Source organism: Mesorhizobium sp. B2-4-14, from assembly GCF_006442155.1.
Lineage (GTDB): Bacteria > Pseudomonadota > Alphaproteobacteria > Rhizobiales > Rhizobiaceae > Mesorhizobium.
This window is the reverse complement of record NZ_VFVA01000007.1, coordinates 22188-44298: the sequence shown is the minus strand read 5'-3', so window position 1 is coordinate 44298 and position 22111 is coordinate 22188. Positions and strand designations below refer to the sequence as shown.

Below are 22111 nucleotides of genomic sequence, written 5' to 3'. Positions count from 1 at the left end.
GGTGCAAGGGGCAGACCCGATGGCTGGACGAGGCCGGGGCTCGGATCAGGGCGAGGACGCTGTTGCCGGCGTCAGCGAACGGTCATTGTTTGCAACGCGTCCGGCTATCCCGTTGCCATCGCCGACATCCCTTGTGCCGGCGCCCGGCACCCGGCAGCCGCAGGCGGATATCCCTGCGCCAAGTCCACCGCCTGCCGCAGGCAGGATTGCGCGCGTACGCCGGCAATTCGGCCTGACATCATTGCCTCGCCTGCGCCATGGCGTGGCCAAGGCGGCGGAACTGGAACTTGACCGGGGCATCGCCTTTCTGCTGGTGCCGGTCTGTCTGGCCGCCGGAGTGATCGGCTACTATTCGCTGGCGGCGGAGCCTGATTTTGCCAAGCCTGTAGCGGTCGTCGTGCTGACGGCGCTCTGTGCGCTTGCCTCGCGTTCCTGGCCAAAAACCCATCTGTGTTTCACGGCGATGCTGCTGTGCGCGCTGGGCCTGCTCGCGGCGAAGGTCGAAACATGGCGAGCCGGAACACGCATGCTGGGCTCTGAGATTTCGACTGAGGTGACGGGCCGCGTCGTCTCGCTCGACCGGATGGAGACCGGCCGCATCCGGCTGACCATTGACGTGACGTCCACCGCCCGGCCGAAACTGCGCTATGCGCCGGAAAGGGTCCGGCTTTCGGCACGCAAGATACCGCGGGAATTGGCCGCCGGCTCGTTGATATCAGGCTATGCCAAACTCTTGCCGCCGACCGGTCCGGTGCGGCCGGACAGCTATGATTTCTCCTTCGACAGCTACTTCGCCGGCATCGGCGGCAGCGGGTTTTTTCTCGGCAATCCCAGGATTGTCACAGCCGAGGACGACATGCCTCTTTTGGCTCGCCTGTCCGCTGCGGTGGAAAATGCCCGCCAATCCATCGCCGGCCGCATCACGGGCATCGTCGGCGGCGCCGAAGGCGAGATCGCCGCGGCACTGATCGTCGGCGTGCGCGCCGGCATTCCCGACGAAATCAACGAGGCGATGCGGCGCACCGGCATCTATCACATCATCTCCATTTCCGGACTGCATATGGCGCTGGTCGCGGGCACCGTCATGGGTCTGCTGCGCGGCGCCTTCGCGCTGTTTCCAGATTTTTCCGCACGAAGGCCGGTGAAGAAATACGCGGCCGCCGCAGCGCTCTTCTCGATCGCTGCCTATCTCGTCATTTCGGGCATCGTCGTTGCCGCCGAACGCAGCTTCATCATGCTGGCGGTGATGCTGATCGCGGTTCTGTTCGATCGCGCGGCACTGACCATGCGCAACCTGGCGATCTCGGCGATCGCCGTCATACTGGTCTCGCCGCATGAGGTGGTCGGACCGAGCTTCCAGATGTCGTTCGCCGCGACCGCCGCCCTGGTTGGCGCCTATGCCGGTTGGGCGGATTATCGTGCGCGAAAAACGAGGCCGCCATCGCCGAAGCTATCCCTGCCAGGGCTTCTGACGCAAAAATTCCTGCTGACGACGGGTGGATTGGCTATGACCTCCATCATCGCCGGCAGCGCTACGGCGCTGTTTGCCATTTGGCATTTCCAGCGTGTATCGCCGCTCAGCTTGTTCGCCAATCTGGCCGTCATGCCGATCGTTTCGGTCGTGATGTTCCTGGCCGTCGCCAGCGCGTTGCTCATGCCGTTCGGCTTGGATGCGCCATCCCTTTACCTGATGGGCAAGGGCCTGACGGCAATGATCGCCATATCGGCGTGGATATCGGAACGCTCTCCTGTCGATGCGGTCGGGCTGATTTCCCAGCAATCCGTGCTGCTGGTGACGGTCGCCCTGGTCATCGCGACGATGGCGACGACATGGCTGCGGCTCGCCGCACTCCCATTCGCACTTGCCGGCCTGTTGACTGTGTCGGATACGCGCACGCCCGATGTGCTGATCTCGGAAGATGCCCGACTGGTCGCGGTGCCGATCGGCGGTGGCGAACTCGCGGTCAGCCGGGCACGCCCGAACGAATTCACCGTCGACAACTGGAAACGTGCATTGGTATCCGAAAGCATCGTCGTGCCAGAGGTGTTCAACAAGACAGACGGGCAGTTCGCCATCGCCGATGCCGTAAACCTGCCGCCGGGAGCACCGTTCTACTGCACCGACGGCGTCTGCCTCGCCAGGCACCCGTCCGGAGCGATCGTCGCGCATGTCGAAGACCGCAAGGATACCTGGAAGGCCTGCGGTTTCGCCGACGTGATCGTCGTCAACGACGCGACCGGCTATGACGCCTGCCATAACCCGCTGGTTCTCGTCGTCACCAAACGGCAACTCGCTCGCAAAGGGAGTGCTGCGGTCTTCTTCGACCGCCAATCGGCGACTGGCCCACCAATCGTCAGCTTCGCCGTCGACAGGCCATACCGTCCCTGGCATGAACAGCGCAAATTCTCGCGCGAGGCGAGGGGCCTGCCGCCCTATAAAAAGCCTGACAAAACAAGCGCAACAGCCCCTGCTCAGTAGCGCCTGATCAGCCCGACGAGCTTGCCTTGCACCTTGACCCTGTCCGGTCCGAAAATGCGGGTCTCGTAGGCCGGGTTAGCGGCTTCAAGGGCAATCGAAGCTCCCTTGCGGCGGAACCGTTTCAGGGTCGCTTCCTCTTCGTCGACCAGCGCCACGACGATCTCGCCCGGGCTCGCTGTATCGGCGTTGCGGATGATGACCGTGTCGCCATCGAAGATCCCGGCCTCGATCATCGAGTCCCCCTTGACCTCCAGCGCATAGTGCTCGCCCCCCATGATCATGTCAGGCGGCACCGAGATCGAATGCGTCTGGTGCTGGATGGCATCGATCGGCACACCGGCGGCGATACGGCCCATCACCGGGATCGAGACCGCCGGAACAGCATCGTCGTCATTGCCGGCCGCGGGCAAGCGCGACGGCGCCGGCTTGATCTGACGACCAAGGTTGCCCTGACCGAGGCTGCCCTGGATGACACTTGGCGAAAATTTCTTTGCCGCATTGAGGCCCGGCGCGATCGAATCCGGCAACCTGAGCACTTCCAGTGCGCGCGCCCGATTGGGCAGTCTCCGAATAAAGCCACGTTCCTCCAGCGCCGTGATCAGGCGGTGGATCCCCGACTTGGAGGCAAGATCAAGAGCCTCTTTCATCTCGTCGAAGGAGGGCGGGATGCCGCTTTCCTTGAGCCGTTCATGAATGAACATCAGCAGTTCATGTTGCTTGCGCGTCAGCATGGCGGCCCCCAAGGCATTGAACGAAGGGTCTGAATCGGAATCGAAAAACAAACCCAGAACAAACACTATCTGTTCCAGTTGTGTTCCGCAACCGTTTAAAGTTTAGTGAATTTGTTAAGGGGTTCGAAATTTTTGCCGCCGGCAACAAACGGCAACCGACGCTTACCGACGATTTCTGCCCCGGACACACGCATTGAAATCGTTTTGGTTAATGGCCTGTGGCCCACCCCTTGTTGAGGTTTGGCTTCAGTCGTTTGAAAGGCGCACGGGGCGGATTTATGGAGTCGCCCAGTGTCATCCCAGCGGAACGAAACGAAACCAAAACGCCAACGTTCGCCAGCTCGCTTGGGGGATGGATCCGTGTGTAAGCGTCGGACGGCGCGGAAGCGCCGAAATCATCCGGAAACCGCTTTCAGGCTGCCGGCGCGTGCGGTGTAGTTGTTGGCGCCGCTGTCTTCGCTGTGAACATAGACGTGCAGCGTGTAGCCGATATGCGCCGTCATCAATGCCTTTGCCCGCTCGACATCACGATCGAGCGCCGCCTCCATGATCGCGGTGTGATGCTCGATCGCGATCGCCTCGCGCAGTGCGTCCATGGCCTCTCCATAGCCATGCTTGAGGCCGGCCGCTGCCCGCAAAGTCGGCGCCAGGCCGAGAAAACGATGATGTCGCCGCAGCTGATCCGCGATCGTCGAGCGGAATCGCAGCAGCCAGTTGGACGTCGCACCACTCAGCAGCGCCGCGTGAAAGGCCTCGTGGCTTTCGTCCCACTGATCGACGGCCGCATCCGAGGGGTCGTCAACCGCGGTCTTGCAGCGAGAGAGCCGGTAATGAGCGGTGACAACGGCATCTTCCCATTGCCTGTCGCCTTTTTCCATCGATTCCAGGAACAGGGGCATCTCGACAACCATCCGCGCGCGCGCCAGGTCCTCGAGTTCGGCCCGCGACACGGGAGCGACGGCAAAGCCGCGATTGCTGATGGCAGTGACAAGGCGCTCGGCTTCAAGCCGAGACAATGCTTCACGCAGCGGCGTCCAGCCGACGCCATATGTGCCGCGCAGCGCACTCAACTTGAGCGGCGCACCCGGCATGAGGCGCGTCGTCAGAATATCGCGCCGCAGCAGCTGATAGGCCGCCTCCGTCTTTGTGGAACTATTCTGATCCTGCATCGCAGTCCGTCCATCGTCAGGCTTGGAAAATTATATATCATGGCGGTGCATGGCAAGAATTATATATAATGTTTGACATGGACCGGCGGACTGACCATGATCGCCTGATGTGCCGTCTTTAAGCGGCGCTAATCAAATCTGGGAGGAAATGATGTTGAAGTCGAAATGGCTGTCAGGATTGGCCCTGGCAGGCGCCTTGATGGTCAGCGCCGGCAGCGCCGCGGCTGATCAGATTCGTATCGGCATAGCCAATTTCGGAGAGCATCCTCAGTTGAATGCCGCCATAGCCGGTTTCAAGAAGGCGCTGACGGACAACGGCTTCGTCGAGGGCAAGGACGTCGTCTACACCGAGAGCCATACCAATTTCGACGCATCGCTGGTGCCGCAGATGATCGCCAAGCTGCAGGCAGAGCAGCCCAAGCTGATTTACACCATCACCACGCCGGTCTCGCAGATCGCCAAGAAGGCGCTCGCAGGGTCCGACATTCCGATCGTCTTTGCCGCGGTCACCGATCCGGTCGCGGCCAAGCTGGTGCCGTCATGGGACTCCGGAGACGAAGGCATGACCGGCGCCAGCGATCTGCAGGATGTCGCCGCGGTGATGGCCTTCACCAAGAAGCTGCTGCCGAACGCCAAGCGCTTTGGCGTGCCCTACAATCCAGGCGAAGCCAATGACGTTGCCCTGATCGAAAAGATCAAGGCGGCGGCACCCGCGGCCGGCTTCGAGGTCGTGGAGGTCGGCATCGACAACGTCAATGACATTCAGCAACGCATCGCTTCGCTCGCCGGCAAGGCCGACGTGATCTACGGCCCGGCCTCGAACCTGATCCAGCCGGCGATCGCCGCTGTCTCCGCAGCCGCTCGTCAGGCTGGAATCCCGGTCGTCAACTCCGATGACAGCGCGGTCCGCAACGGCACCGTACCGGCAAGCTTCGCGGTCAACTACACGCAGGTTGGCGTCAATGCCGGCAACATCGCCGCCGAAATCCTTAAGGGCAAGGATCCGAAGACGATCGCGCCGTCGCGCCCGGCTTACAAGGACCACATGGCAACGATCTCCCGCAAGGCGATGGCCGCGTTCGGCATCGAGATACCCGCTTCGATGGCCGATTGCGGCTGCATCGTCGACTGACGTTGGGCTGCAGCGGTGACGGCGTCGGCGCCGTCACCCTTCAGTTGTGGGAGGAACGATGCTCGAGATCCGATCCGCGCGCAAAGTGTTCTACAAGGGCCAGGCCGACGAGAAGGTCGCGCTGGACGGCCTCAACCTGTCGTTGGCCACGGGCGAGTTCGGTATCGTCATCGGCTCCAATGGGGCCGGCAAGAGCAGCATGCTCAACGCCATTTCCGGAGCTCTCATCCTCGATTCCGGCAGGATCCTGATCAACGGCACCGATGTGACAAACATGCCGGTGCACAAGCGCGCGGCAAAATTGGCGCGCGTCTTCCAGGATCCGATGCGCGGCACAGCCGCCAGCATGACCGTGGCGGAGAACATGTTGTTGGCTGACCTTCGCGGCCACAAACGCGGCTTGCGGCAAGGGCTGAACGCCACCCGGCTTGCGTCCTACAAGGAGCGCTTGTCCATACTGGGTCTCGGCCTTGAAAACCGCCTGGACACACGCGTCGACCTGCTTTCGGGCGGGCAGAGGCAGTCGCTGTCGCTGATCATGGCGGTTGGCGGATCGCCGGACCTGCTGCTGCTCGACGAGCATACGGCAGCGCTCGACCCGCGCACGGCCGAAATCGTCATGCAGGCGACGGTGCGCGCCGTCAATGCGCTGAAACTGACCACGCTGATGGTGACCCACAATATGCAACATGCCGTCGACCATGGCAGCCGGGTGATCATGCTCGGCGCGGGCCGGGTCAGGCTGGAAGTCACCGGCGAGGAGAAATCGGCGGTCACGGTTGCAGATCTGATCGGCCATTTTTCCGTCAAGACCGATCGCATGTTGCTGGCGAGCTGATCACCATGAGCTTTATCCAGGACGTTCTGACGAGCTTCGTCGCGATCATCCCGGTCACACTGGCGCAGAGCCTGATCCTGGCCTTTGTCGTGCTCGGGATCATGATCCCGTTTCGCATGCTGAATTTTCCGGATCTGACCAGCGAGGGCGCCTTTCCGCTGGGCGGCTGCGTCTGTGGCGTGCTTCTTGCAGCCGGTGCATCGCCGCTGACAGCCATCGCGGTCGCCGTCGCAGCGGGCTTTGTGGCGGGTTGCTGTACCGCCTTCATCCATCTGCGCTTCCGCATCCACACGCTTCTTGCGGGTATCCTGATGATGACGATGCTCTACAGCATCAACCTGCGCATCATGGGCAAGTCCAATCTCTCCGTCTTCGGCTCGCCCACCGTGTTCGACTGGGTGCCGTTCGCGCGGCCTGGTTTTCCGGCCAGCAAGATCGTTGTCGCCGGCCTTCTCGCGCTCCTCGTCTTCCTGGCGCTCTACATGTTCTTCAGGACCGAGAAGGGGACCGCGGTGCGCGCGGTGGGCGCCAACCCGGACATGGCCGAGGCTCAAGGCATCAATGTCTGGGCGGCGACCATAGGCGGTGTCGGGCTGGCGAGCGCGTTTTCGGCGTCAAGCGGCGCGCTGATGGTGCAGTCGCAGGGATTTGCCGACGTCAATATGGGACTGGGGATTCTCATCAACGGGCTTGCCGCGCTGATGATCGGCGAGGCGGTTGTCGGCAAGCAGACGGTCTGGCGTCAGCTGCTGGCGCCTTTCGCCGGCGCGATCATCTACTATCAGCTGGTGTCGTTCTGCCTCGCCGCCGGCATGCCGCCGCCTGACCTGAAGCTTGCCACCGGCTTGTTCGTGCTCGCCATGCTGGCCTTGCCCAGCCTCAAGCGCAGCCGGGGATCCGCGCCGGCTCGCGAAGCCATTCGTGAATAAATTAGAGCGTGAACAAACCAGGGAATGTCTGAAATCATGCGTGCAACGCTCGATCTCGCAGCAGTCGAAGCCATGGATGCGGCGGATCCGCTGCGTGCCATGCGCGACCGGTTCATCTTGCCGGACGGGGTTATCTATCTCGACGGCAATTCGCTAGGCGCGGCGGCTCCCGCCGTCTTCAACGAGCTGCAGAAGGCCGCGACCCAGGAATGGGCGCAGGATCTGATCCGTGCCTGGAACACCGCCGGCTGGTTCGAAATGCCGGTCGTCCTTGGCGACCAGCTCGGACGCCTGATCGGCGCCGCGGCCAGCCAGACGGTGGTCTGCGATACGACCTCGATCAACATCTACAAGGTGCTGCATGCCGCGCTTGGCATGCGGCCGGACCGGTCGGTAATCGTCGCCGAAGGCGACAGTTTCCCAACCGACCTCTATATGGCCGAAGGTGTCGCATCGACACGGCCGGGTACGGTGCTGCGGCTCGAAGGGGTCGACGCGCCTGATATCGAGGACCTCATCGACGAACGCGTCGCCGTCATCCTGGTCAACCACGTCAATTACAAATCCGGGCAGTTGCGTGACATGGCCGCGCTGACGCGCAAGGCCCATCAGGCTGGCGCGCTGATCGTCTGGGATCTCTGCCACACAGCCGGGGCCTTACCGGTCGAACTCGACAGCGCGAACGCTGATTTCGCCATCGGCTGTACCTATAAATATCTCAATGGCGGTCCGGGCGCGCCGGCCTTCATCTACGCCGCAAAACGTCATCACGGCGATGTCCGGCAGCCGCTGAGCGGCTGGTGGGGGCATGCAAGGCCTTTCGCCTTCGAACAGGGCTATGAGGTAGGCACCGGCATCCGCCGGTTCTTGTGTGGTACGCAGCCTGTGCTTTCGATGCGGGCGCTGAAGGGGGCACTGGATCTTTGGGACGACGTAGACATGGCGGTGGTGCGCCAAAAGGGCATCGCGCTGACCGACCTGTTCATTGAGCTCGTCGAGACCAGATGCGGCGCCTACGGCCTTGAGCTCGAAAGCCCGCGAGACGGCAACGCGCGCGGCAGCCAGGTATCGTTCATCCACCCGCAAGGCTATCAGGTAATGCGGGCCTTGATCGAGCGCGGCGTGATTGGCGATTTCCGCGCGCCGTCGACGATCCGCTTCGGCTTCACGCCGCTCTATGTCGGCTACAGGGACGTTTGGCAGGCGGTGGAGGTGCTGGAAGACATCCTGCGCACCGGCGCCTGGCAAGAAGCGCGTTTTGCCGTCAAGACCGCCGTGACCTGAGTGGCTGTTGCCCGAAAGCGTTCAGCGGGCGACGACATTTACGAAGCAAAGGCGCTCGTCAGAGCCGGGTGCGGACGGTCCAGAGTTCCGGAAACAGGACGACCTCGAGCATTTTCTTGAGATAGGAGGCGCCTGACGTGCCGCCGGTGCCGCGCTTCATGCCGATGATACGTTCGACTGTGGTGACGTGATTGAAGCGCCAGCGACGGAAATAGTCTTCGAAGTCAACCAGTTTCTCGGCCAGTTCATAGAACATCCAGTAGCGCTGCGGATCGCGGTAGACGGTCTGCCAGGCGACGAGGACTTCTTCGTTCTCGGTACGGGTTTCACGCCAATTCGTGCGCCTGGCATCGGCACCAATGTCGAACCCGTTGCGCGCCAGAAGCAGCAGCGCTTCGTCGTAGAGTGATGGCTCGGCCAGGATCGCCTCCAGCTTTTGGCTGAGGTCCGGCCGGTGCTTGTGCGGGCCGAGCATTGCGAGGTTACGGTTGCCGGCCATGAACTCGATGGCGCGGTATTGCCAGGACTGGAAGCCCGAGGATTGGCCGAGCGCGTTGCGGAACTCGGTGTATTCGCTGGGCGTCATCGTGCGCAGCACGTCCCAGGCATTATTCAACTGCTCGAAAATGCGTGCGACGCGCGACAGCATCTTGAAGCTCGGCTCAAGCCGGTCAGCCCGAATGGAGCGGATCGCGGCACCGATCTCGTGCAGCGCGAGCTTCATCCAGAGTTCCGATGTCTGGTGCTGGATGATGAACAGCATCTCGTCATGCGCCGACGACAGCGGTGCCTGCGCGTCGAGGACTTTTTCCAGATGCAGATAGTCGCTGTAGGACATGCGCTCCTTGAACGACATCTGTGCGCCTTCGGACGCCGGATCGTAGGGCTCGCTCAATTGATTTTCTCCATGCGCAACCGGAAGCGCTGGATCTTGCCGGTCTGGGTCTTGGGCAGGGCGGCGATGAATTTCACCGAGCGCGGATATTTGTAGGGGGCGATGGTTGCCTTGACGTGGTCCTGCAGGCGCTTGATGGTCAATGCATCGGGCGCAACGCCTTGCACCAGCACGACATGCGCCTCGACGATCTGGCCGCGTTCTGGATCCTCGGCGCCGATCACTGCACATTCGGCGACATCGGGATGCGCCAGCAGCGCCGCCTCGACCTCGGGCCCGGCGATGTTGTAGCCGGCGCTGACGATCATGTCGTCGGAGCGCGCCGCGAAGTGGAAGAAGCCGTCCTCATCCTGGGTGAAGGTGTCGCCGGTCAAGTTCCAGCCGTCGCGCACATAGTCCTTCTGCCGGTCATCGGCCATGTAGCGGCAGCCGGTCGGTCCGCGCACCGCCAGGCGTCCGGGTTGGCCACGCGGCACGTCGCGCATCTCGTCGTCGACAATGCGCGCTTCGTAGCCGACCACAGGCTTGCCTGTCGACGCGGGCTTCATGTCGTCAAAGCGGTTGGAGATGAAGATGTGCAGCATTTCGGTGGCGCCAATGCCGTCGAGGATCGGCTTGCCGGTTTTTTTCGTCCACTCTTCGAAGACCGGGGCCGGCAATGTCTCGCCGGCCGAAACGGCGACGCGCAGCGATGACAGGTCGGCGCCTTCATCCATCGCCTTCAGCATTGCGCGGTAGGCGGTCGGCGCGGTGAAGGAAATGGTCGCTTTGTAGGTCTCGATGATGTGGATCATGTTGGGCGGCGTCGCCTGTTCCAGCAGCGTGGCCACGGCACCGAAGCGCAGGGGAAAGATGGCGAGCCCGCCAAGGCCAAAGGTGAAAGCGAGGGGCGGCGAGCCGACGAAGATGTCGTCCGGCGTTACCTGCAGGACCTCGCGGGCATAGGAGTCGGCGATGATCAGAAGGTCGCGGTGGAAATGCATCGTCGCCTTTGGCACGCCCGTGGTGCCCGAGGTGAAGCCAAGCAGCGCGACGTCGTCGCGGCCGGTATTGACAGCAGTGAAGGTGACAGGCTTGTCGAGGGCAGCGCGATCGAGTTCGGCATCATGGTTGGCGGTGCCGTCGAAGCCGATGACCTGTTTCAGGAACGTGCTGTCCTTGGCGCAGGCGGTCATCTCGTCCATCAGCCTGGTATCGCAAAGCGCGATGGTGATCTCCGCCTTGTCGACGATCTTGGTGAGTTCGCCGGCGCGCAGCATCGGCATGGTGTTGACGACCACGGCGCCGACCTTGGTGGCGGCCAGCCAGCAGGCGACCATTGCGGGGTTGTTGGCGGAGCGGATCAGCACCCGGTTGCCTGGCTTGACGCCGTAATTCTCGACCAGCGCATGGGCGAGTCTGTTCGTCCAGTCGGACAATTCCTTGTAGGTGCGGCGGCGACCATTGCCGATCAGTGCGGTGTGGTCACCGAGACCTCTTTCGACCAGCCTGTCGGTCAATTCGACGCCGGCGTTGAGATGTTCGGGATAGTCGAAGCCGTCGAGCAGGAAGTCCGGCCATTGATCCGGCGGCGGCAGATGATCACGTGTGAACGTATCGATATGCGCTGAAGGCCCAAGCATCTCGCCGCTATCCTGTCTGCTGCCTGGCCGGTGCGCGCGGCACCTGGCGAGGTGGTGGATATGAAGTTCCCGTCTTTCGCGAGAGGGCTTCGTGCAGCCAGCTACACCTGTTCGGCGACGCCACCGGAAGGTGGACATCTGTAGGTTTAGACAGCACAGCAGACCTCCCATTGTCGGCTGTTCGTCCGGCAGGATCGCACCAGTCGGAATTTGTTTCAAGCCTAAAATGTTTTGCCCCGCATTGACGTGTGCGGCCTAGGAAACGATGGGAAAATCGAGAAAAGTGTCTTGCCGGGTCGCCAGGGCGGCGCATAAATCACTGGGCTTTGCGATGTCACTGAGCCGACGGACCATATCGTCGCCGAACAGAGCCTGGAGAGCCGCCATGCCCCACGACCTTAATGGTCTGATGAAATTCCTCGATCGCGACGAGTGGCGCGGCTGCTTCGAAGAAGTGTTCGACGAACACTTCGGCCCGGTGCTGGAGGTCGGCGATGCGGAGTTTGAAGATCTTGCCGAAGTCATCGGCGACGACTGGGCTATGATACTGTGGGGCTGCGCCTTTGAGGATTTTCTGACGCAGGACTTCGATGTCGAAGGGGGCAACATCGTCGACGAGTATCTCAAGCGCCGCGGCTGGAAGGAGGGCGCTCGGACAAAGACCTACATGAAGGCGTTGCGGACCTCGATCATGAGTCTTTACGAGGTGAGCGACATCGTGCCGGGAAAATCGCTTGTGGCGCGCGACCTAATTCGCGGCGGCGATCCAATCGTCGTCAGTGAAGGCACGGCTACCAAAGCGCTAAAACAGTGGGACAGGATCGCCGCCCGCATCGTGCCTGTTATGGGCAAGAACATCTTAGCCGGTGGACTTTTGTCCTTCACACCGCGGGCCACGGAAATGCTGCTCGATGGACTGCGGCGCACCTTCGGGAAAAGGGGCGCGAAGAAACTCCCCGCGATCAGGAGCGAAGATCTACAGGAGGTCGCCGCCATATTCACCTTGTCGTGGCTGTTCGACACGCTCGATCGGGCCATGAACAGGCCTTCGGTTCAAAACTCGGATGGCGACGACATCATGTTTCACAATGTCCAGTTTCCACTGGCACCCGGCGCAACCCAGAAAGACATCGCCGCGCGGTTGAATGTCATTCAAGGAATGGCACAGGAAAACCCGAAATTCTGGAACTGGCTAGAAGACGAGCCGACTGGCCGAGGGAAAAAGAAGCAAGGCGGCTCGCCTTCTCTTGATACCACCATGGACACTGGTTTGCGTGTTCTGGGCAATGTCGAGTTGAAGGGACGCTTCCTGCACCTTTCAACCAATTCCTCCAGGCGCGCGGACGAGGGGACCACCTTGCTTCGGCAGTTTCTCGGCGAACTGGTCGGCACACCTCTGACCGAAATCGTCACCGTCGACCAGATGATCGCCGAGCGACGGACCCACGGTCGCAAGAAGGCTTCCTCGAAAATTCCTCCCGAAATGGCCGAAGAAGTCGTCCACGAGTTCATGGACCGCCAATACCGTGAAACCCTCGATCAGCCGGTCGGTATGCTTGGCAATAAGACCCCGCGCCAGGCCGCCAAAACACCGATGGGCCGCCAAAAGGTGGCCGAGTGGCTCAAATACCTCGAAAACCAGACGGCAAAGCGGCCGGATCCAACGGATCCCATGGCTACCTACAGCTTCCAATGGATGTGGCGAGAACTCGGCGTCCATGATTTACGTCAATAATCGCGCCGCACATCCTGTCCAGTGCTGGGTCGGGAACACCCTGCCGGTTTTTAGCTGCTGAAAGATGCCGATCTTGGGGAGGACACGAATGCTCGACCATCGCATTGCCGATTGGGACAATGCCTACGCCAACGGCGCGAACATTGCCGGCGGCGATCGCTGGCCGGCCGCCTGGGCGGAACCCGCGCAAGCGTTTCGTGACGCGATGTTGGCGCAAGGCCGCGCAAGGTTCGACATCGCCTATGGCGATCGACCGCGCAATCGGTTCGACCTTTTCCTTCCCGAGGCCGCTCCCAAGGGGCTCGTCATGTTCATCCATGGAGGTTACTGGCTGGAGTCCGACAAGAGCACCTGGTCGCACCTCGCCAAGGGCGCGGTCAGCAGCGGCTTCGCCGTGGCGATGCCATCCTATACGCTGTGCCCGGACATACGCATCGCCGGCATCGTCGGCGAAATCGGTGCGGCAATCGGCAAAGCGGCGGCGATGGTCGAGGGGCCTCTGATGCTGTCCGGACATTCGGCCGGCGGGCATCTCGCCAGCCGCATGGTGACCACAACCACGCCTCTGGCTGGTGACGTGGCAAGACGCGTACGTCATGTCGTTTCGATCTCGGGCCTCCATGATTTGCGGCCGCTGATGCGCACCGGCATGAACGCAGCATTGGCAATCGATGAGGCCGAAGCCCTGGCCGAAAGCCCGGCGCTGCTGCGTCCCATGGATGGTGTTCGCATCACCTGTTGGGCCGGCGGCGGCGAGCGTTCCGAATTCCTGCGCCAGAACGCGTTGCTAGCCAACATCTGGACTGGGCTCGGCGCCACCACAAGCGCCGCGGTCGAACCCGACCGGCATCATTACGACATTGTCGACGGCCTCGCCGATCCGGCGCATCCGCTGACGCGCGCCTTGATCTCGCAATAACCGAGATCATTTTCCATCTTGTTATCAGATATCTATATGGCGGCTCTTCAGCGCAGCATCAGCACGCTGCAAGATTGTCCGGCAGCTGACGCAGGGGTAAACGGGGATCGCACGATCAGCCCATTGGCGTCAGCCAGCATCCTCAGCATCGAGGAGTCCTGGATGCTGAACGGCGTCGCCACCAGCCCGCCATCGTCCTCCCTGACCACCGCCCGAACGTAATCCTGGCGCAGATCATTGGCCGCCATTGCGGCGCCCAGCCGCGCCTGGCGTATGTCCTGACGATAGTCACGGCCGCCAAGCCTTGCCAGCAGCGGCTTCAGGAACAATTGCGAGCAGACCAGGCTTGCCACGGGGTTGCCGGGAAGGCCGACGCATCTTATCCCGCCGAGACGCCCGAACATCAGCGGCTTGCCGGGACGCATGGCGATCTTCCAGAAGCCGAGCGTCATGCCTTCGCCCATCAACACGTCATGGATCAGGTCGTGGTCGCCAACCGAGGCGCCGCCGAGAGTGACGATGACATCCGCGCCGGCCCCGACCGCTTTCCTGACCAGCGCGGCGATTGCGTCCTTGCGGTCGGCGGCTATGCCAAAATCGAGCGCGCGGGCGCCGACAGACTGAGCGGTGGCGGCGACGCCATAGGCGTTGGACGAGATGATCTGGTCCGGCCCGGGTTCGCTGCCGGGCCGCAACAACTCGTCCCCGGTAGCGATGATGGCGACCAGCGGCCGTTTCACCACGCTCACCCGGGGATGATTGGCCGATGCTGCCAGGGAAAGGGCTGCCGGATCCAGCATCCGTCCTTTTCCCAGAAGGACGTCGCCCCTGGAAAAGTCGAGGCCGATGCGGCGGATGTTGCGCCACTCGGCGGTGGGTTCGATCACTTCGATATCGCTACCGCCGAGATCCCGGACATTCTCCTGAATGACGATGGTGTCGGCGCCGTCAGGCAGCGGCGCCCCTGTGAAAATGCGCACCGCCTGCGCCTTGCCGACCGTGCCGTCGAAGCCACGTCCGGCCGGCGCCATGGCGATCACCGAGAGTTTCGACGGTACGGAGGCTACATCTTCGGCACGGACAGCATAGCCGTCCATCGCCGAAGCGTTGAAGGGCGGCTGGGTGCGCAGCGCCACGACGGGTTCCGCCAGCACGCGATCAGCCGCTTCGATCAGAGGCACGCTTTCACCGGCCAGCGGCACAGCGCCGTCCAGCAGGCGTTCCAGCGCCTCCACCACCGGAAGCAGCGCCATCAGGCACCTGCCTTGTAGTCGCCCGACTTGCCGCCGGACTTTTCGACCAGCCGGATGCCGGAGATGACCATCGCGCGATCCACCGCCTTGGCCATGTCGTAAATGGTCAGGCAGGCAACCGATGCGGCGGTCAATGCTTCCATCTCGACGCCGGTCTTGCCGGTGACGCGCGCCAATGCGGTGACCTTGAGGCCTGGCAGCGCGTGGTCCGGCTCAATGTCGACGGAAACCTTGGTCAACAGCAGCGGATGGCAGAGCGGGATCAGCTCATGTGTCTTTTTCGCCGCCATGATGCCGGCGAGGCGCGCGGTGCCGAGCACATCGCCTTTCTTGGCGTTGCCAGCGAGGATGGTCTTCAGCGTTTCGGGCTGCATCGAGACGAAACCCTCGGCGATCGCCGTGCGCGTCGTCTCGTCCTTGCCGCCGACATCGACCATGTTGGCCTCGCCATGCGCGCCGAGATGAGTGAGGGCAGGTGCCATCGTCAGACGGCCTCGGCCGGCGCCTTGCCCGTCAACAGCAGGCGCGTCGCCATGGCGACGTCCTGTTGGCGCATCAGGCTCTCACCGACGAGGAAGGTGCCGATGCCACTCTTCTGCATCCTGAGGCAATCATCATGAGTGAAGATCCCGCTTTCGCTGACCAGCAGGCGATCGGCAGGCACCATCGCGGCCAGCCGCTCCGAGGTTTCAAGGCTGGTCTCGAATGTTCTGAGATTGCGGTTGTTGATACCGATCAGCCGCGAAGACAGCTTTACCGCGCGCTCCGTCTCCGCCTCGTCATGCACCTCGATCAGCGCATCCATGCCGAGTTCGAACGCCGTCGCTTCAAGCTCGCTCGCCAGGGCATCGTCGACGCTGGCCATGATGATCAGGATGGCATCAGCGCCCCAGGCGCGGGCCTCAAAGACCTGATAGGGATCGAACAGGAAATCCTTGCGCAGTGCGGGCAGGGCGACTGCTGCTCTTGCCCTGGTGAGGAATTCCGGCGCGCCCTGGAAGGACGGCGCATCGGTCAACACCGAAAGACAGGCGGCACCGCCCTTCTCATAAGCCTTTGCCAACGCCGGTGGATCGAAATCGGCACGGATCAGCCCTTTGGAGGGGCTCGCTTTCTTGATTTCGGCGATCAGCGCGAAACCGCCCGATCCGCGCTTCGCCTCGAGAGCCGCAAGGAAGCCGCGTGGCGCATCCGTGTCCTTCGCCCGCGCCTTGACCTCGGTCAGCGGCAGGCGCGCCTTGGCGGCGGCGATCTCGTCGCGCTTATAGGCCTCGATCTTGCGCAGAATGTCAGACACGGCTCACCCGTTCGAAATTTCGACCAAATGGTCGAGCACCTGCAGCGCCCGGCCGCTGTCGATGGCCTGCGCGGCCATCGCGATGCCGTCGCCAAGCGTCGTCGCCTTGCCGGCGATCACAAGTCCGGCGCCGGCATTCATCAACACCGTGTCGCGGTAGGCGCCGGCAACGCCGCCCAGCATATCGCGCAATGCCTTGGCATTGTAGGCGGCATCACCGCCGCGCAGCTCGTCCTTGGCATGGCGCTTCAGCCCAACCTCTTCCGGGGTCAGTGTGAAGCTGCGGATCTCGCCGCCAACCAGTTCGGCGACCTGGGTCTCGCCGGTTGTGGTGATCTCGTCATAGCCATCGCCATGCGCCACCCAGGCATGCTCGGTGCCCAGCGCCTTCAGCGTCTCGGCCACCGGCATGATCCATTCCGGCAGGAATACGCCGACCATCTGGCGCTTGACGCCCGCCGGATTGGAAAGCGGGCCGAGCAGGTTGAAGATGGTGCGGGTGCCAAGCTCGACCCGGGTCGGGCCGACATGCTTCATCGCCGGATGGTGCGCGGGCGCGAACATGAAGCCGACGCCCGCCTCCTGGATGCAGCGGCCGATGAATTCGGGCGAGAGATCGATCTTGACCCCGAGTGCGATCAGGACATCGGCCGCGCCAGTCAGCGACGACAGGCCGCGATTGCCGTGCTTGGCGACGGGAACGCCGCTGGCGGCGATGACGAACGCCGAGCCCGTTGAAATGTTGACACTGTGGGAATTGTCGCCGCCGGTGCCGACGATATCGATCGCGTCGGCGGGTGCCTCGACGCGGAGCATCTTGGCGCGCATCGTGGCGACAGCGCCCGAGATTTCGCTCACCGTTTCACCGCGCACGCGCAGCGCCATCAGGAAGCCGCCGATCTGCCCGGGGGTCGCGTCGCCCGACATGATGATGTCGAAGGCCTCACGCGCTTCCTCGAAGGAAAGTGCGGTGCCGGCCGCGACCTTGGCGATATGGGTTTTCAGCGCGCTCATCTTGTCGAGGCTTGGGCAACGGCGGCCTGGTCGACGCGGACGCCGTACTGCGTCTGCAACTGCGCCACCAACTGGTCGAGCAGATCGTCCGACATGCCGGAGGTGAAAGATTTTTGCGCATCCTCCGGCACCGAACTGGCATCGGCCCCGGCGGGTTCGAACACTTCGGCGACCTTGAACAGGATTTGCCCATCGCCGGTGGGCGAGGGGATCAATCCGGTGCCGCCTTCGCCGACGCCGAACATGACGGCAGCGCCCTCCTTGCCGAAATCGGCATCGTCGGCTTCGCGCTTCAGGCCGCGCTTGGTCTGCTTTTCCAGCTTGAACTCACCGGCGATCACGTCGAGCGTCGCGCCGGCCTTGAGGCGCTTTTCGAGTTCGGCTGCCTTGGCGGCGAGCCGCTTGGTCGTCTCTGCCGCCGTCCAGTCGGCGACGACCTTCTGGCGGACCTCATCCAATGTGCGGTCGCGAGCCGGCGTGATCGAACCAACCTCATAGAAGATGAAGCCGTTGTCCGCCGTGGTCAGCGCTTCGTTTTCGGTGTTGGGTTCCGCGTCAAAGACCGCCTTGATCAGTGCCGGCGATTCCGGCAAGTCCTTGACGATGGAACCATCCGGCCTGAGGCCATTGCGATCGATGGCGTCGATGGTGACGTCCTTCAGTTTCAGCTTTGCGGCCGCAGCTGCCAGCGAACTGCCGGACGCGCGGGTGTCTTCATAGTTGTCGTGCACATCCAAAAGGATGCGGCTTGCCTCACCCAGCGCCAGATCCTTGCGGATCTGGTCCGACACTTCGGCCAGCGGCTTCACCACCTCGGGCTTGATCTCGGTGACGCGCAACAGCACTGGACCGAAGGCACCCTGGACGACCTGGCTGACTTCGTTGGCGTTGAGCGCGAAGGCGGCATCGGCAACCGCCTTGTCGGCGATCTTGTCCTTGGCGAGTGTGCCAAGCAGTGTGTCGGCGGGGGTCTTGCCTTCGGCGGTCACCAGCTTTTCGAAAGTGGCGCCTGCCTTGAGCGAATCGAGCGCCGCCTTGGCAGCGTCCGGTGTCTTGAACACAAGCTGCTCGATGGTGCGCATTTCGGGCGTGGTGTAGCGCGCCTTGTTCTTGTTATAGTCGTCGCTCACCTGTTGGTCGGTGACCGCGGTCGGATCCATGATGTCCGCCGGCTCGAGCCGGACATAGGAGAATTTGCGGTATTCGGGTGCGGCGTAGGTTTTCTTGTTGGCCTCGAAATGGGCCTGAAGCACGCTATCGCTCGGCGTCTCTATGGGTTGGACGAGTGTCTTCGGCAATGTCAGGTAATCGACAGTGCGGTCCTCGCCGCGGTAGAGTGCCACCGCCTTGAGGAAAGTGTCCGGCGCCTTGAGGCCGTCCGAGACCGCTTCGACGATCTGCTGACGCACCGCGACCTGGGCGCGGTTCTTCAGATAGTCCTCGGGCCGCATCCCGACCTCGCGCAACAGGTACTCGAACGTCCTCCTGTCGAACTGGCCGCTCGGGCCCTTGAACGCAGGGTCTTCGCGCGTTAGCTCGGCCAGCCTGTCCTTGGACAAGCCCAGACCCAGCTTGCGCGCCTGTTCGTCGAGAACGGCACCGGAAACCAGCTGCGACAGCACCGTGTTGTCGATGCCAAGCGCCTTTGCCTGTTCGTGGGTGAGGCGCTGGCCGAACTGCTGCGACATGACGGCGAGCTGGCGATCATAGGCAAGGCGATATTCGTTGATCGACACCTTGGTGCCACCCGCCGTTATGACCGAATCGTGGCCCGCAAAGCCGCCCATCAGCCGCCCGGAAATGCCCCAGGCGGCGAAACTCACCACCAGCAGCGAAAGCAGTGACTTCGCGACCCAGGTACCCGCCGCGCTTCTCAATGTACCAAGCATGGTTACTTCCGATTTATGCGCATTTTCGGATGCGCCGAGTCTGAAACAAGCGCAATAGCGCCCTTCCGGCCCACTGTCGATTGCTTTGTGGCTTGATTTTGGTAGTGAGGGCCAGAGCCCGATATCGCCCCGGAGAAGCAGACCATGACACCAGGAATTCGCCCGTTCGTCGCCGGCAACTGGAAAATGAACGGCACCAGCGCCTCGCTGAACGAACTCAGGATGATCGGCAATGGGTTCATGAGCGGGCTCGACGCGGAAACCGAGGCACTGATCTGCGTTCCCGCGACGCTGCTTTCCCATGCCGCGGAGATTCTGTCGCGCACGCCGGTCCATGCCGGTGGTGAGGATTGCCACCCCAAGGAAAGCGGCGCCTACACCGGCTGCATCTCGGCGGAGATGCTGAAGGACGCGGGCGCGAGCCATGTCATCGTCGGCCATTCCGAGCGCCGCGAGCAATGCGGCGAGGACGATGCGACTGTCCAGGCCAAGGCCGCCGCCGCATGGCGTGCCGGGCTCGTGGCGATCGTTTGCGTCGGCGAGACGCGGCAGGAGCGCGAGGCCGGAGCCGCGCTGGAGGTGCTGTCGCGCCAGGTCGCCGGCTCGGTGCCGCCAAGCGCCACGCCATCCAACACCGTCATTGCTTATGAGCCGGTATGGGCGATCGGCACCGGCCTGACGCCAACCGCGGCCGACGTGGCCGCAGCGCATGCGCATATCCGCGAAAGGCTGTCGGAAAAACTCGGCGCCGCCGCTGCCAGGATACGCATTCTTTATGGCGGCTCGGTCAAGCCGTCGAATGCCGTGGAGTTGCTTGGCGTCCGGAATGTCGATGGCGCGCTGGTTGGCGGCGCCAGCCTGAAAGCTGCCGATTTCCTCGGTATCGCGGAAGCGTATCGCAGCATTTCAGGATGAATCCACGACGATGGACGGGTCGCGGCGCGTCCAAATTCGTTGCAAAGGACGCGTTGCTTCCCATATTCCGGCCACGGGCTTGGAAATGCCGTGAAAGCATTGTATTGAGCCGCCTCCAATTCACCGGTCGTGTCCGCGGCCGGGCAGGGCCTTGCCAGGATAAACTATGCAAACCGTACTGATCGTCATCCATCTCATGGTCGTGCTCGCCCTTGTCGGCGTGGTGCTGCTGCAACGCTCTGAAGGCGGCGGCCTTGGTATTGGTGGCGGATCGGGGTTCATGACGGCGCGCGGCGCCGCCAATGCGTTGACGCGTGCGACGGCGATCCTGGCGGCCGCTTTCTTTGTGACGTCGCTGACATTGTCGATCATTGCCCGCTATGGCGAGAAGCCGATCGACATTCTCGATCGGGCTCCCGCGACCTCGGACGGCGCCGGCAAGGGCGTGCTCAACCAATTGCCCGGCACGACGACCCCGGCGCCCGCCGGCACTGCCACGCCGACGCCGCCATCCGGCAATGACGCCGCCACGAAGCCTCCGGCAACAGCACCGGCCACCGCGCCCGCCGCCGGCTCGACGTCACCGGCGACGAACGGCGCCACCAACACCGCGCCGGCGGCACCGCAGGTCCCGAACCAGTAGCCTCCACTTCTCCCAAACCGCGACCTGTTGTCGTTTGAACACAGTCGCGGCAAATGCTGCGCGATCACGAAGATTCGACGCGCAGCAGCGAGGTCTCGCGCTTGAGACCGCCGAGCTTATTCGACTATAGATTGCACGCGGCATTTTCGGTGTCCTTGGGGGACGCCGGGCGACGCCGTGGGCAACAAGCATTGAACGATCGGATCTTCGCCATGCAGCTTCGCAGCTTCATTCTCCTGGGACTTTGCGCCGTACTTGGCCTCAGTTCCCCGGCCTTCGCCGGCGTACCGGCCAATCTGGCCGCCAATCAGTCGGTCGAGAAAACCGACGTCATCAACGTCGCAGTCAAGAGCGATGCGGCGCAGTTGAGGCTTCTCAAGAAGAAGAAAAACCCGACGCCGGCCGATCTCGCCCAGATCGACAAGATCGAGGCCAAGATCGCCGCCGACAAGGAAGATGCCAAGGCCAAGGCGCTGGAGGCCAGGAAGCTGGCGATGCGCGAGGCGGCAAAAGCCAAGGCCGAGGCGGAACGGCAGGCCTTCCTGGCCAACAAGGGCAAGAGTGCCCCGGCGACCGAGGTGGCCGAGGCGAAGCCCGCCAAGAAGACCACCAAGACCATCGAACCGGTGACGCCGATCGAGCCGATCCAGTCGGCCGAACCGATACCAGCCGAGGTGATGAACGTCGCGCTGACCGGGAACAATGGCGAGCTGCGCAGCGAGACGCCCGGCCAGAAGCAGAACACTGGCGGTGGCGGCCTGTTCGCAGGCCTGTTCGGCGGCACCTCTTCCGGATCGTCGATAAGCTATCTGCCCGAGACGCGCGCGCTTGACTCGGCCCTTGCCAAGCGAGACGCCAAGAAGCCGTTCAAGGTGAAACCGGAATTCGTGCCGCAGGACGTGGAGTTCACCGGCTACGAAGCAGGCACCATCGTCATCGACACCAGCGCCCGCCGTCTCTATCTCGTCGAATCGTCGTCCACCGCCCGTCGCTATGCGATCGCGGTCGGCCGCGAAGGCCTGCAGTTCAAGGGCACCGTCGCGGTCGGCGACAAGCAGGAATGGCCGCGCTGGATCCCGACGCTCGACATGCAAAAGCGCGAGCCCCAGCATTACGGCCAGTACAAGGACGGCATGCCTGGAGGCGGCCAGAACCCGCTCGGCGCACGCGCCATCTACCTCTATGACGGCAAGAAGGACACGCATCTGCGTATCCATGGCACCATCGCGCCGCAGTCGATCGGAACCAGCGCCTCCAATGGCTGCTTCCGGATGATGAACGAGCACGTCATGGACCTCTACAGCCGCGTCAGGATCGGTACCAAAGTCGTCATCATCTGACGCTTCCACCAACATCCCGAAAGGGCC

19 protein-coding genes are annotated in these 22111 nt (G+C 62.8%); 10 read left to right on the top strand and 9 right to left on the bottom strand.

Annotated elements, in window-relative coordinates:
- Positions 1–19 precede the first annotated feature (19 nt).
- Positions 20–2479 (top strand): ComEC/Rec2 family competence protein, encoded by a 2460-nt coding sequence (locus tag FJ938_RS08725; RefSeq protein ID WP_140692860.1) that lies wholly within the window; start codon positions 20–22, stop codon positions 2477–2479.
- Here the strand turns inward: FJ938_RS08725 and lexA are convergent.
- Together lexA and FJ938_RS08715 are read right to left on the bottom strand one after the other, a co-directional pair.
- Positions 2473–3210 (bottom strand): transcriptional repressor LexA, encoded by a 738-nt coding sequence (gene lexA / locus FJ938_RS08720; RefSeq protein ID WP_140606975.1) that lies wholly within the window; start codon positions 3208–3210, stop codon positions 2473–2475. The two genes, FJ938_RS08725 and lexA, sit on opposite strands and share 7 nt — an antisense overlap.
- A gap of 395 nt (positions 3211–3605) precedes the next feature.
- Positions 3606–4379, bottom strand: a complete 774-nt coding sequence (locus tag FJ938_RS08715; protein WP_140692858.1) for a GntR family transcriptional regulator — start codon at positions 4377–4379, stop codon at positions 3606–3608.
- A 151-nt stretch (positions 4380–4530) separates the two neighbouring features.
- On the opposite strand from FJ938_RS08715, the gene FJ938_RS08710 reads away from it, so the two are divergent.
- Genes FJ938_RS08710 through kynU form a run of 4 tightly spaced genes read left to right on the top strand, consistent with a single transcriptional unit; the run spans position 4531 to position 8562 of the window.
- Positions 4531–5511 carry an ABC transporter substrate-binding protein gene (locus FJ938_RS08710; RefSeq protein ID WP_140606973.1) on the top strand — a complete coding sequence of 327 codons (981 nt, stop codon included), beginning with the start codon at positions 4531–4533 and terminating at the stop codon, positions 5509–5511.
- Positions 5512–5569: 58 nt separating this feature from the next.
- The gene (locus tag FJ938_RS08705) at positions 5570–6349 is read left to right on the top strand and encodes an ABC transporter ATP-binding protein (protein WP_140692855.1); all 780 of its coding nucleotides are present in this window, start codon (positions 5570–5572) and stop codon (positions 6347–6349) included.
- Positions 6350–6354: 5 nt separating this feature from the next.
- Positions 6355–7278, top strand: coding sequence for an ABC transporter permease (locus tag FJ938_RS08700; protein ID WP_140692853.1), 924 nt, complete (start codon positions 6355–6357; stop codon positions 7276–7278).
- Between the two features lie 36 nt (positions 7279–7314).
- Positions 7315–8562: a kynureninase gene (gene kynU, locus FJ938_RS08695; RefSeq protein ID WP_140692851.1), complete on the top strand. Its 1248-nt coding sequence runs from the start codon at positions 7315–7317 to the stop codon at positions 8560–8562.
- A 58-nt stretch (positions 8563–8620) separates the two neighbouring features.
- Here the strand turns inward: kynU and kynA are convergent, their stop codons facing one another.
- Together kynA and FJ938_RS08685 are read right to left on the bottom strand one after the other, a co-directional pair.
- Positions 8621–9457: a tryptophan 2,3-dioxygenase gene (gene kynA, locus FJ938_RS08690; RefSeq protein WP_140692848.1), complete on the bottom strand. Its 837-nt coding sequence runs from the start codon at positions 9455–9457 to the stop codon at positions 8621–8623.
- Positions 9454–11079, bottom strand: a complete 1626-nt coding sequence (locus FJ938_RS08685) for an AMP-binding protein (RefSeq protein ID WP_140692846.1) — start codon at positions 11077–11079, stop codon at positions 9454–9456. Before FJ938_RS08685 ends, kynA begins: the two co-directional genes overlap by 4 nt.
- 385 nt (positions 11080–11464) lie before the next feature.
- Between FJ938_RS08685 and FJ938_RS08680 the strand changes: the two genes are divergently transcribed.
- Together FJ938_RS08680 and FJ938_RS08675 are read left to right on the top strand one after the other, a co-directional pair.
- Complete coding sequence (locus tag FJ938_RS08680; RefSeq protein WP_140692844.1) at positions 11465–12814, top strand: hypothetical protein; 1350 nt, start codon at positions 11465–11467, stop codon at positions 12812–12814.
- An 88-nt stretch (positions 12815–12902) separates the two neighbouring features.
- Entirely contained in the window at positions 12903–13733 is an 831-nt protein-coding gene (locus FJ938_RS08675) for an alpha/beta hydrolase (protein ID WP_140692841.1), read from the top strand.
- A gap of 47 nt (positions 13734–13780) precedes the next feature.
- Here the strand turns inward: FJ938_RS08675 and glp are convergent, their stop codons facing one another.
- The 5 genes from glp to FJ938_RS08650 are packed head-to-tail and all read right to left on the bottom strand — an operon-like array spanning position 13781 to position 19186.
- The gene (glp, locus tag FJ938_RS08670) at positions 13781–14986 is read right to left on the bottom strand and encodes a gephyrin-like molybdotransferase Glp (RefSeq protein WP_140606965.1); all 1206 of its coding nucleotides are present in this window, start codon (positions 14984–14986) and stop codon (positions 13781–13783) included.
- Entirely contained in the window at positions 14986–15468 is a 483-nt protein-coding gene (moaC, locus tag FJ938_RS08665; protein WP_140606964.1) for a cyclic pyranopterin monophosphate synthase MoaC, read from the bottom strand. Before moaC ends, glp begins: the two co-directional genes overlap by 1 nt.
- Before the next feature lie 2 nt (positions 15469–15470).
- Positions 15471–16283, bottom strand: coding sequence for an indole-3-glycerol phosphate synthase TrpC (trpC, locus tag FJ938_RS08660; RefSeq protein ID WP_140606963.1), 813 nt, complete (start codon positions 16281–16283; stop codon positions 15471–15473).
- Positions 16284–16286: 3 nt separating this feature from the next.
- The gene (gene trpD / locus FJ938_RS08655) at positions 16287–17297 is read right to left on the bottom strand and encodes an anthranilate phosphoribosyltransferase (protein WP_140606962.1); all 1011 of its coding nucleotides are present in this window, start codon (positions 17295–17297) and stop codon (positions 16287–16289) included.
- The gene (locus FJ938_RS08650) at positions 17294–19186 is read right to left on the bottom strand and encodes a SurA N-terminal domain-containing protein (RefSeq protein ID WP_140692838.1); all 1893 of its coding nucleotides are present in this window, start codon (positions 19184–19186) and stop codon (positions 17294–17296) included. The genes trpD and FJ938_RS08650 overlap by 4 nt, the downstream gene beginning before the upstream one ends.
- 144 nt (positions 19187–19330) lie before the next feature.
- Here FJ938_RS08650 and tpiA point away from each other — a divergent pair, with 144 nt between their 5' ends.
- The 3 genes from tpiA (at position 19331) to FJ938_RS08635 (ending at position 22084) form a co-directional block, all read left to right on the top strand.
- Positions 19331–20101 (top strand): triose-phosphate isomerase, encoded by a 771-nt coding sequence (gene tpiA, locus FJ938_RS08645; protein WP_140692836.1) that lies wholly within the window; start codon positions 19331–19333, stop codon positions 20099–20101.
- Between the two features lie 166 nt (positions 20102–20267).
- Positions 20268–20744, top strand: coding sequence for a preprotein translocase subunit SecG (secG, locus tag FJ938_RS08640; RefSeq protein WP_140692834.1), 477 nt, complete (start codon positions 20268–20270; stop codon positions 20742–20744).
- 212 nt (positions 20745–20956) lie between these two features.
- The gene (locus FJ938_RS08635) at positions 20957–22084 is read left to right on the top strand and encodes a L,D-transpeptidase (protein WP_140692831.1); all 1128 of its coding nucleotides are present in this window, start codon (positions 20957–20959) and stop codon (positions 22082–22084) included.
- The last annotated feature ends 27 nt before the right edge of the window (positions 22085–22111 follow it).